Raw genomic sequence first — 10,775 nt, 5'->3', positions numbered from 1 at the left:
TGCCCGCTCCCTTTTCGCCAGATCTTCCGACCTGTTCTGGAGTTATCTACTGCCAAGCCGAGACTTGCTCCGGCGAGGAGCACCTTCTCGATCCTTGGAGGCTGTCGTACTTTACCCGGTCCGCTTCGCGGTGTCAACCCGCGCGTCCCGATCGGTGCGCCACCCGAGGAAGACCCCGGGGCTGCCACCCTGCCGTCCCCGCCAGGCTCGTGCGTCCTGTTCCGTCCGGCATTCCGTGCGACTGGGAGAAAGTTACGCACACTCTCCGTCAATGTCAAATCGCCTGGTCAGACCCTTGACATTCGACCACTGGCCGGGGGTCAGGACTTGCTCTTGGGGCGCAGCCACAGCTTGACCGTGCTGGAGCCCGCGGCCCGCACCGCTTCGAGAAGCTCCGCCGCCGAGACCGGGTGGGTGCGGCCGACGGGGACGAGCTCGTAGCCCCAGGTGCCGAACTCCCGCAGAGCCGTGGCCGGGTCATCGCCCAGTTCCTCGATGCCGGCCGGCGTGAAGGAGCACACGATCGACGGGCGATCGCGGCGGAGCAGCCGGACCAGGCCGCCCAGCACCCGGTGCACCCGGGAACCCACGTCGACGTGGACGACCGAGAGGGTCAGGTCCCCCAGCGCCGGGATGTTCTCCAGCTCCTTGTCCAGGCGGACTCCCGGCACCCGGGTGCCGGACCCGGACCCCTCGTCGTCGGACTCCTCGCCCGGGCGGACCGAGATCCCGCCGGCCGGCGAGGGCTCGGCGACCAGGTCCGCCGGGGAATCCCAGGCGGCGGACTCGACGGTGATGAGGCGCTCTCCCCAAGCCGCGGGGACGTTCACCTCCACGTTGCGCCGCAGGAGGGCGCGTTCCCGCTCACCCGGCTCGACCGCGACCACCGCGCCGCTGTTGCCGAGCCTGCTCAGCACCCGCACCGCCTGGTAGCCGACGTAGGAACCGACGTCGAGGAAGATCCCGTCCGGTTCGAGCAGCGAGTCGACCAGCGCGGAGGTGTCCGCGTCCCAGGCGGCGTGCGAGGACAACCAGGGCAGCATCAGCGCGTCGTCCGCGGGCAGCCGGAGCAACCCCGCGTCGCAGAGCACGGGGGTGCTGGTGCCGTCCGCGGCACCGGTGGTGCGCTCGTGCTCGCGCAGCAGGATGCGCTGCAGCACGTCGGTGCGGTGCAGCGCGTAGGCGGCGTCGCTGGTCGCGGAGCGCAGCGTGGTCTCGAGTTCCTGGTCCCGGGCGGCCTCGCGCTCGTTCTCCAGCACGTCGATGCGGTCGAGGGTGCGTTCCACCGCGGTGGTGAGGCTGTCGAGGCGCTGGGCGAGCAGGTCCTCGTTCGAGGTGCCGCCCGGAGCTCCGGTCTCCAGCGCCCGGAGCCTGCGGCTCTGGTCGGCGAGGTCGGCGCGGGCGCGGACCATGCCGTCGTCGATGCTGGTGAGCCGCTCGTCGAGCTGGTCGTGGCGCTGGTCCTGCCTGCCGAGCTCGGTGCGGAGCAGGTCGAGCTCCTCCCCTCCGCCGTCCGCGTCGTACTGCCTGCGCAGCAACTCGGCCGCGGTCTGCTCGACGCCGTCGACCATGGAGCGCAGCACGTCGCGGATGTGGTCGTCGTAGTGGCTGAGCACCCGGAGCACGGCCTTGCGCAGCGCGGGAGCCACGGAGTTGCGCCCGCTGCCGCCGACGTCCGGGGCGCGGTGCAGCGCGTGCCGGGCGACCAGCAGCGGGTGCAGCGGGTCGTCGAGGTCGCCGTGGCGGTCCTTGGCCCACTTGGTGCGCCAGTTCCGGTAGGCGTGCTCGACGTGCTCGCGGAGCCGCTCGGCCGCGTGGTTGACGCTGTGCTGGGCGAGCAAGTGGCCCCGGGCTCGGGTTCCGGCGGCGGCGGTCGCCTCGGGGTCGTCGGCCGCGGCGCGGAGCGCTTCGGCGGCGGCGTCCAGGTCCGGTTCGCCCCGGCCCTGGCAGGCGATCAGGGTCGCACCCGCCGAGCCGAGGAGTTCGGTGACGGCGCCGTGGTCGGGAGCGAGCACGGGCACCCCGCGCGCGGCGACCTCCAGCAACCGGTCCGCGTAGCGGTCACCGCCCGCGGGGCGGTGCAGCGAGGCGACGCAGTCGGCCGCCGCGAGCAACCCGTCGGTGCCGATCTCCTCCTCGACGAGGTGAACGCGCGGGTCGGCCGCGGTGGCGAGGCGGAGGCGTTCCGCGGCCTCCGGGTGTCCGGCGGCGCCGGTGACGGCGATGAGCAGGTGCGCGTCCTCGCGTTCGGGGAAGGCGGCGAAGAAGGCGGTGACGAGGCCGAGCACGTTGTCCCGGCGCTCGTCGGCGTGATCGGCGAACGCGCCGATCACGAACTCCTCGGAGAGGGCGAAGCGGGCCCGCGCGGCCTTGCGGGTCGGCAGGTCCACCTCCCCCTGATCGAGCAGCGGCAGCGCCACGACCCGCGTGGTGGGCCCGCCGGCGCGGCGGGCGGCCTGGCGGGCGGCCTCGGTGCGCACCCAGGACTCCACGGCGCCGGTGTGCTGGGCGGACTCCGGCTGCACGTCGATCAGGTGACGGCCGGCGGGCACTGCGAGACCGGGCTCGCAGCGGAGCACCACCGGGTAGTACGGGGTGTCGGCCGACGGCAGGCCGGAGGCGCGCACGGCGGCGCGGACGAGCTCGGCCGTGCGCCCGGAGCCGAGGACCGCGACGCCGAGCTGGTCGACCAGGGTCGAACCGCCGCCGTCGCCGAGCGTGCGGACCGCGGCGGTGGGCAGCCGCCCGTTGGCGACGCCCACGCTCGCGCACCACTCGCGGAAGGCGTCGGCGTCCGCGCCGAACGGATCCGGGTAGTTGCCGCGCAGCACCGGGTCGTCGGCCCAGACGGCGGCGCTCCAGCGGGAGCCGCCCGCGGCGCGCTGGCGCTCGTCCACCGGGGAGCACGCCCAGTCCAGGAATTCACTCGCATCGGTCCCGGGGGCGAAGGGGCTCGCGGGGGCCTGATCGCGCTGCCAGGCGTCGAGGTAGTCGCGCCGCAGCCCCTCGGGCAGCGGGGTGCCGTCGGGCAGCGCGTCGAAGGGGTGCGGTTTCTCCCGCGTGTAGCCCGCCTCGACGAGCGCGTTGCGGTAGGCCGCGCACAGCCCGGCCAGCACCGGGTGCTCGGACAGCAGCACGCGCGGCCGGTCGGCGTAGTGCGTGGACAGCAACCACGGGCGCTGCGGCTGGAAGCCGTCGAAGTGGATGCTGCGCAGCGGCGCGCCGTCCACGGCGTGCCCGCCGTCGCCGGTGGGGAGGAGCTCGCGCTGCGCGGCGTTCCACACCGAGAGCCCGACACCGGGATCGCGCAGCACGTGGTGGTCGACGAGCGCGGGGGCGCCGTCGAGGAGCATCCCGACGCTGGGGTCGGCGCGGACCTGGTCGGCCCACTCGCCCAGGAAGTTCTCGGCCCCGGGCCGCACGCCGAGCACGCTGGGGTCGAAGGGCCCCGATTCGACGAGGTCGGTGGCGCTGGGCCGGAACCCGTCGGCGTAGAGGGTCCGCAGCACGCGCGGCACGAGCGCGACGGGCCGGTCGGGGCTGAGCTCGCGCAGCAGGTCGTCGAACTCGCTGAACACCTGCACCGAGGGTTCGAGGTAGAGCACGGTCGCGCCGGTGGTGAGCAGGTGCGCGAGCAGCCGGGGCCGCAGCACGGCGCGCAGCTGGTCCGCGGTGCAGGCGAGGGCGAACCGGGCGAACTCGTCGGCGTCGACGCCGATCCGCCCCGGGGTGAGCACGTCGCCGCCGGGCGCGGGCTCGGCGCCGAGCGGCAGCAGCACGAACCGGGCTCCCGGGTGACTGCGCAGGAAGGACTCGCGCAGCACCCGGGCGGCGGGCAACTGGCCGGGCCCGGCGATGGTGCACCCGATGAGGGTGGCCTGGTCGGCGTCGAAGGCCGAGTCGGCCGTGCCCTCGGGGTGTTCCGCGGGCCATTCCGGTTCGTCCGAGCGCTGCTCCAGCGGGTCGGCGGCGGCGTCGGAGTCGGGGCCGGCGGGCTCGGGCGGCGGCTGCTCATCAGTCACGGGCCGAACCTATCGCTCCGCCGCCCGGGTGCCCACGCCCCGACCCCACGACGACCGTCACAGCATCGGCATCAGGCTCTGCAACTCGAACGGCGTGACGCGGCTGCGGTAGGCGTCCCACTCGTTGCGCTTGTTGCGGAGGAAGAAGTCGAAGACGTGCTCGCCGAGCGTCTCGGCGACCAGCTCGGAGCCCTCCATCTCGCTCAGGGCGTCGTTGAGGTTCTGCGGGAGGCTGGCGTACCCGGCGGCCTTGCGCTCGGACTCGGTCAGCGACCACACGTCGTCCTCGGTGGCGGGCGGCAGCTCGTAGCCCTGCTCCACGCCGCGCAGGCCGGCGGCGAGGATCACCGCGTACGCCAGGTACGGGTTGCAGGCCGAGTCGGGGCTGCGGACCTCGACGCGCCGCGAGGACGACTTCCCCGGCGAGTACATCGGGACCCGGACGAGCGCGGAGCGGTTGGCGTGGCCCCAGCACACCGCGGTGGGCGCCTCGCCGCCCACGATGAGCCGCTTGTAGGAGTTGACCCACTGGTTGGTGACGGCGCTGATCTCGCGGGCGTGGTGCAGGATGCCGGCGACGAAGGCCCGGCCGGTGTCGGAGAGCTCGAAGGGGTTCTCCGGGTGGTAGAAGGCGTTCTGATCGCCTTCGAACAGGCTGAAGTGGGTGTGCATCCCGGAGCCGGGCTGCGCGGTGTACGGCTTGGGCATGAAGGAGGCGTGCACGCCCTGCATGAGCGCGACCTCCTTGACCGTGTACCGGAAGGTCATCACGTTGTCGGCCATGGTGAGGGCGTCGGCGTAGCGCAGGTCGATCTCCTGCTGGCCGGGCGCCGCCTCGTGGTGGCTGAACTCCACGGAGATGCCCATCGCCTCGAGGGTCTCGATGGCGTTGCGCCGGAAGTGCGGGGCGGCGTCGTGGCTGGCCTGGTCGAAGTAGCCGCCGGAATCAGCGGGTTCGGGTTCGACCCCGGTGGTGGGCAGGTTCTTCAGCAGGAAGAACTCGATCTCCGGGTGCACGTAGCAGGTGAACCCGGCCTCGGTGGCCTTGGACAGGGTGCGGCGCAGGACGTGCCGCGGGTCGGCCCAGCACGGCGAGCCGTCGGGCATGGCGATGTCGCAGAACATCCGCGCCGAGTAGTGCTCGCCGTCGGGCGTCTCCCAGGGCAGCACCTGGAAGGTCGCCGGATCGGGTTTGGCGACCATGTCCGACTCGTAGATGCGTGAGAACCCTTCGATGGCGGAGCCGTCGAACCCGATGCCCTCGCTGAAGGCACCTTCGAGCTCGGCGGGCGAGATCGCCACCGATTTCAGGATGCCGAGGACGTCGGTGAACCACAGCCGCACGAAGCGGATGTCACGTTCCTCCAGGGTGCGGAGCACGAACTCCTGCTGGCGGTTCATGCCCGCAGCCTAATTCCTGCGCTCGGGCGCACGCGGGACCCTGCGCGTTGAGCCCCGGCAACCGTCCGGTGCCGGTCCGGGATCAGGCGCAGCGCTCGGTGTCGAGGGGCGTGCCGGGGTCCACGAGGTAGGCCGCGCCCGCGTCGTCCACGCACGAGTTGCCCTGCAGGAAGGCGGTGTGCTGGGTGCCCTCGAAGGTCAGGAGCCTGCCGCGCAGCGCCTCCGCGAGGTGCACCCCGGCGTCGTAGGGGGTGGCGGGATCGCCGGTGGTCGAGATCACCAGGACCGGCGGCAGTCCGGGCACGTCGGGCGCGGCGGGATCGCCGGTGACGGGCACGGGCCAGAACGAGCACATGTCCATCGCGCTGTTGGCGGGCAGCCCGTCGTCGAGGAAGGGGGCGACCTCGCGGTAGCGGCGATCGGCCTCGCGCAGCACCTCGCGGTCGGTGACGCGCTGGTCGTCGACGCACCGGACCGCGTTGAAGGCATCGGTGATGTTGGAGTAGGTGCCGTCGGGGTCCCGGCCGTAGTAGGAGTCGGCGAGGCTGAGCAGCACAGTGCCGCGTCCCCGGCCGAGTTCGGAGAGCCCGGCGTTGAGCGCGGGCCACATGCTCTCCGCGTAGAGCGCCTGGATCGTCGCGGTGGTCGCGTCGGTGTAGGACAGCTCCCGGCCGCCCGCTCCGCCGGCGACGGGCCGGTCGAGCAGCGGCCGGGTGAGCCGCTGGAACTCGGGCACGGCGCGGGTGGGGTCGGTGCCGAGGGCGCAGCCGTCCTGCCCGGCGCACCAGCGGGCGAAGGCCTCGAAGGCGCGCTGGAAGCCCTGGCCCTGCATGACCTGCTGCTCGATGGCGTCCTGGCCGGGGTCGATGGCTCCGTCGAGGATCATGGCGCGCACGTTGCCGGGGTACCGGCGGGCGTACTCGGAGCCGATGCGGGTGCCGTAGGAGTAGCCGAGGTAGGTCAGCTTCGGGTCGCCGAGCGCGGAGCGCAGCACGTCCACGTCCCGCACCACGTCGCGGGTGCCGACGTGGGCGAGGACGTCGGTGCCGGTGCGATCCGCGCACTTGGCGGTGTAGTCGCGGACCTCGCGCTCGGTCTCGGCGGTGCCCTCGGGGGAGGTGTCGGCGTCGGAGTCGAGCCGGTCGGCGTCCCACTCCCGGTCGGTGAGGCAGCGGACCTCGGGTTCGCTGGCGCCGATGCCGCGGGGGTCGAAGCCGACGAGGTCGAAGCGCTCGCCGAGGCCGGTGGGTTCGACGGCGCCCGCGATCCCGGCGGCGGCGCTCATGCCGGAGGCGCCGGGGCCACCGGGGTTGATCAGCAGGGAGCCGATCCTGCTGTCCGGGTCGGTGGCGGGCTTGCGCAGCACGCCGATGCTGATCTGCCTGCCCTCGGGGCGCTCGTGGTCGAGCGGGACGCGCAGCCGGGCGCACTCCAGGGTCCGGGCCTGGAAGGCGGAGCGGTCGGGCTCGGTGGAGGCGTAGTCCGAGCACGGTCCCCAGGAGAGCTCCTGGCCGTAGTAGTCACCCAGGCCGGCGGGCACCGGACCCGCGGGGCCGTTGCGCTCGGTGCGCGGCTGCAGCAGCGGGCCGGTGGACGGCGAGCCGGTGCACGCGGCTGAGCCGCCGAGCAGCAACGAGACGCAGATGGCGGTCAGCACACGACTCATTCGGGCGATGGTGTCACGCGGATGGAGTCGACTTCGTCACGGGCGGTGGGAGTTCACCGGGACGGTAGGCGAAGATGACGTCCATGCCGCAGCTGCGTCTCGCTCTAGCCCAGGTCAACGCGACGGTCGGGGACATCGCCGGGAACAAGGCGATGGTCCTGGACTGGACCCGCAAGGCGGTGCGGGAGGGGGCGCACGTGGTCGCCTTCCCGGAAACGGTGCTGGCCGGGTACCCGATGGAGGACCTGGCGCTGCGCAAGTCCTTCGCGGCGGCGAACCGGGCGGCGGTGGACGCGCTGGCGGTGAACCTGCGCGAGGCCGGATGCGGGGACGCGCTGGTCATCGTCGGGCACCTGGACCGCGACGACGAGGGGGTCCGGAACTCGGCCTCGCTGCTGCACGGCGGCGAGGTGGTCGTGACCTACGACAAGTACCACCTGCCGAACTACGGGGTGTTCGACGAGGCGCGGTACTTCGCGCCGGGTTTCGACCTGCCGATCGTGAAGCTGCACGGCCTGGACATCGGCGTGGTGATCTGCGAGGACATCTGGCAGAACGGCGGACCGGTGGCCGCGCTGGGCCAGGTGGGCGTGGACCTCGTGGTATGCGTGAACTCCTCGCCCTACGAGCGCTCGAAGGACGACGTGCGGGTGCCGCTGGTCGCGCGCCGGGCCGAGGAGGCCGGGGCGCCGATGGCCTACGTGAACATGGTCGGCGCGCAGGACGACCTGGTCTTCGACGGCGACTCGATGATCATGAGCGCCGGGGGTGAGGTGCTGGCGCGGGCCCCGCAGTTCGCCGAGCACCTGCTGGTGGCGGACCTGGACCTGTCCGCGGGCGGGCACACCTCGACGACGGTGCCGGAGCAGCCGGGGCGGATCCGGATGCCCGCGTTCGACGTGACGCGCACGGTGCTGCAGCCGGAGCCGCTGGCCGCGTACGAGCCGTTGCCGCTCCCGCCCGCCGCCGAGCCGCTGCCGGAGCTCGCGGAGATCTGGGCGGCCCTGGTGACGGGGCTGCGGGACTACGTGCACAAGAACGGGTTCCGCTCGGTGACCTTCGGGTTCTCGGGCGGGATCGACTCCTCGGTGTGCGCGGCGCTGGCGGTGGACGCGCTGGGGGCGGACGCGCTGCACGGGGTGGCGATGCCCTCGGAGTACTCCTCGGAGCACTCCCGCGCGGACGCGGCGGAGCTGGCGCGCAGGCTGGGCTGCCACTTCGAGGAGATCGCGGTGGCGGACATGGTCTCGGCGTTCGTCGGCCCGCTGGGCCTGACGGGGCTGGCGGAGGAGAACGTGCAGGCGCGCTGCCGGGGCATCACGTTGATGGCCATGTCGAACCAGCACGGGCACCTGGTGCTGGCCCCCGGGAACAAGACGGAGCTGGCCGTCGGCTACTCCACGATCTACGGGGACGCGGTCGGCGGGTTCGCGCCGATCAAGGACGTGCCGAAGACGCTGGTGTGGGAGCTGGCGAGGTGGCGCAACGCGGAGGCGGAGAAGCGCGGCGAGGTGCCTCCGATCCCGGAGAACTCGATCTCGAAGGAGCCTTCGGCCGAGCTGCGCCCGGACCAGACCGACCAGGACTCGCTGCCGCCCTACGACGTGCTGGACGCGGTGCTGGACGGGTACGTGGAGGGCGATCGGGACTACTCGGACCTGGTGTCGGACGGGTTCGACGCGGAGCTGGTGGAGCGAGTGATCCGCATGGTCGACCGCGCCGAGTACAAGCGGCGGCAGTACCCGCCGGGCACCAAGATCACGCTGAAGGCCTTCGGCCGGGACCGGCGACTGCCGATCACGAACCGCTGGCGGGAGAGCCGCCCCTGACCGGCTCCGCGCTGGGCGCGCGGCTCGGCGCCGGGGCAGTCGTCGCGGAGCGCGGCCGGGGGCGCCCCGGCCGATCGAGAACTCCAGGAGGAGGAGAGCCGCGCTCCACCGGTGTCGGGTGGTGAGCTCCGCGAGGTCGGGACCGCCCCTGGCGGCGCGACTCGCGCAGCCGCCGGGCCGACCGCACTGGAGTTTCTTCGAGCGAGGTCACCTCCTCGGCGGCCCGGGGTCGACCTGCCCGCGCGGCGAGCCGGCCGGATCCCTCCTCCGCCTCCTGAGCCGCGCGATCGAAGCAGGGTGGGGCGGGGGATCGGGCGGAAGCGCTGGGAACGCGCCAACGAGCGCGGGTCCGCTCCCGCCCGGAGCGCCAGGCGCGGCGCACGCGAGAAGCCGCCGCGGTGCTGGTTCGCGTGGGCGGGATCTCGCGCGGCGTCGTCCACCGGCTCCCCGACGATCCCGGACGGCGGCTCGCCCGCCGGACCGAACTGGCCGAGCGGCCTCCGCACCTGGTGCTCCGGAGCACCCTCCGTCCATCGTGGACCAACCGCGTCCCGGGCCGCTCCGCTCGAACCGCTCCGGCTCGGCGAGCCGCCTCCGGCGACCAGCCGACCTCGGCGGGCGCTGCGCGCACGTCACCGAGGACGAAGGCGTCCGGATCCGCGCCCGCGCTCTCGACCAGCTCCGCGCCGCCGTCGATCGTGGACAGGCGCGGACTCCGTCAGGGCACCAGCGGCGGGGCCAGCAGTCGCGGCGGGACCCGCGACCGCAGCGGTGTCGAAGCGCGCGGCGGCACCCCTCGCGCGGACGCGCGAGGCCGGGAGCGCGGGCACCTCGGCGTCGATCTCGGGGGTGCGGCGGGAATTCTCGCGGCCACTCGGGCGGTGCGCGTCGGCGACCGGGCGCACCGGTCGCGGGAACCGGAGCGGCGGGAACACCGCTCCTCTGGACCGATCTTGTTGACCGAACGGGCCATCGGTTCGGTTAGTCTCCCCGCGAACCGCGCCGGAGCGGCGCAGCCGGGAGGACGTGCATGGGGTGGACAACGGCGGCCACGACCGCCGCGCTGCTGCTGATCGGGCTCTGCGGTACCGCCTGCACCAGCGCGGAACCGGAATCCTCCGCCGGGGGCCCGGATCCCGGACGCTCCGGAGTGGACGACGTGCTGGCGCGCGGGGAACTGCGCGTGTGCAGCACCGGCGACTACCGGCCGTTCACCTACCGGGACGCCGCCGGCGACTGGAGCGGCATCGACGTGGACATGGCGCGGGACCTGGCCAGATCCCTCGACGTGCGGGCCACCTTCGTGGCGACCACGTGGGAATCGCTCGGCGAGGACTTCCGGCAGCGGTGCGACATCGGGGTCGGCGGCATCTCCATCACGCTGGAACGCGCGCGGACCGCCTCCTTCAGCGATCCCTACCTGGTGGACGGCAAGACGCCGATCACCCGCTGCGAGAACGCCTCCCGGTTCCAGACGGTGCGGCAGATCGATCAGCCCGGAGTGCGCGCCGTGGTGAACCCCGGCGGCACCAACGAGCGGTTCGCGCGGGAGGAGCTGCACCGGGCGGAGATCGTGACGCACCCGGACAACAACACCATCTTCGAGGAGGTCCGCACCGGGCGCGCCGATCTCATGATCACCGATGGCGCCGAGACGAGGTGGCAGGCCAAGCGGCACCCGGAGCTGTGCGCGGTGCACCCGGACGAACCGTTCACCTTCGCCGAGAAGGCCTACCTGCTGCCCCGCGGCGACGTGGTTCTCCAGCAGTACGTGAACGAATGGCTTCGCCTCCGCCAGCACGACGGCACCTACGACCGGATCGCCGAACCGTGGATCGGCTGAACTCGAAAGGAGGA

At 73.1% G+C, this 10,775-nt stretch carries 5 protein-coding genes; 2 read left to right on the top strand and 3 right to left on the bottom strand.

What is annotated here, in order from left to right:
• Positions 1-320: 320 nt before the first annotated feature.
• From ACL03H_RS09980 to ACL03H_RS09970, 3 genes are all read right to left on the bottom strand, one after another.
• Complete coding sequence (locus ACL03H_RS09980; protein ID WP_412810852.1) at positions 321-4,022, bottom strand: glycosyltransferase family protein; 3,702 nt, start codon at positions 4,020-4,022, stop codon at positions 321-323.
• Positions 4,023-4,079: 57 nt separating this feature from the next.
• On the bottom strand, positions 4,080-5,423 hold the full coding sequence (locus tag ACL03H_RS09975) for a glutamine synthetase family protein (protein ID WP_412810851.1): 1,344 nt from the start codon (positions 5,421-5,423) through the stop codon (positions 4,080-4,082).
• Positions 5,424-5,505: 82 nt separating this feature from the next.
• The gene (locus ACL03H_RS09970) at positions 5,506-7,089 is read right to left on the bottom strand and encodes an alpha/beta hydrolase (protein ID WP_412810850.1); all 1,584 of its coding nucleotides are present in this window, start codon (positions 7,087-7,089) and stop codon (positions 5,506-5,508) included.
• A gap of 83 nt (positions 7,090-7,172) precedes the next feature.
• On the opposite strand from ACL03H_RS09970, the gene ACL03H_RS09965 reads away from it, so the two are divergent.
• Both ACL03H_RS09965 and ACL03H_RS09960 read left to right on the top strand, forming a co-directional pair.
• Positions 7,173-8,918: an NAD+ synthase gene (locus ACL03H_RS09965; RefSeq protein WP_412810849.1), complete on the top strand. Its 1,746-nt coding sequence runs from the start codon at positions 7,173-7,175 to the stop codon at positions 8,916-8,918.
• Positions 8,919-9,948: 1,030 nt separating this feature from the next.
• Positions 9,949-10,761, top strand: coding sequence for a transporter substrate-binding domain-containing protein (locus ACL03H_RS09960; protein WP_412810848.1), 813 nt, complete (start codon positions 9,949-9,951; stop codon positions 10,759-10,761).
• The last annotated feature ends 14 nt before the right edge of the window (positions 10,762-10,775 follow it).

The organism is Saccharopolyspora antibiotica (genome assembly GCF_047200635.1).
Lineage (GTDB): Bacteria > Actinomycetota > Actinomycetes > Mycobacteriales > Pseudonocardiaceae > Saccharopolyspora_C.
The sequence above is the reverse complement of the archived record's forward strand: the minus strand, read 5'-3'. Positions and strand labels throughout refer to the sequence as shown.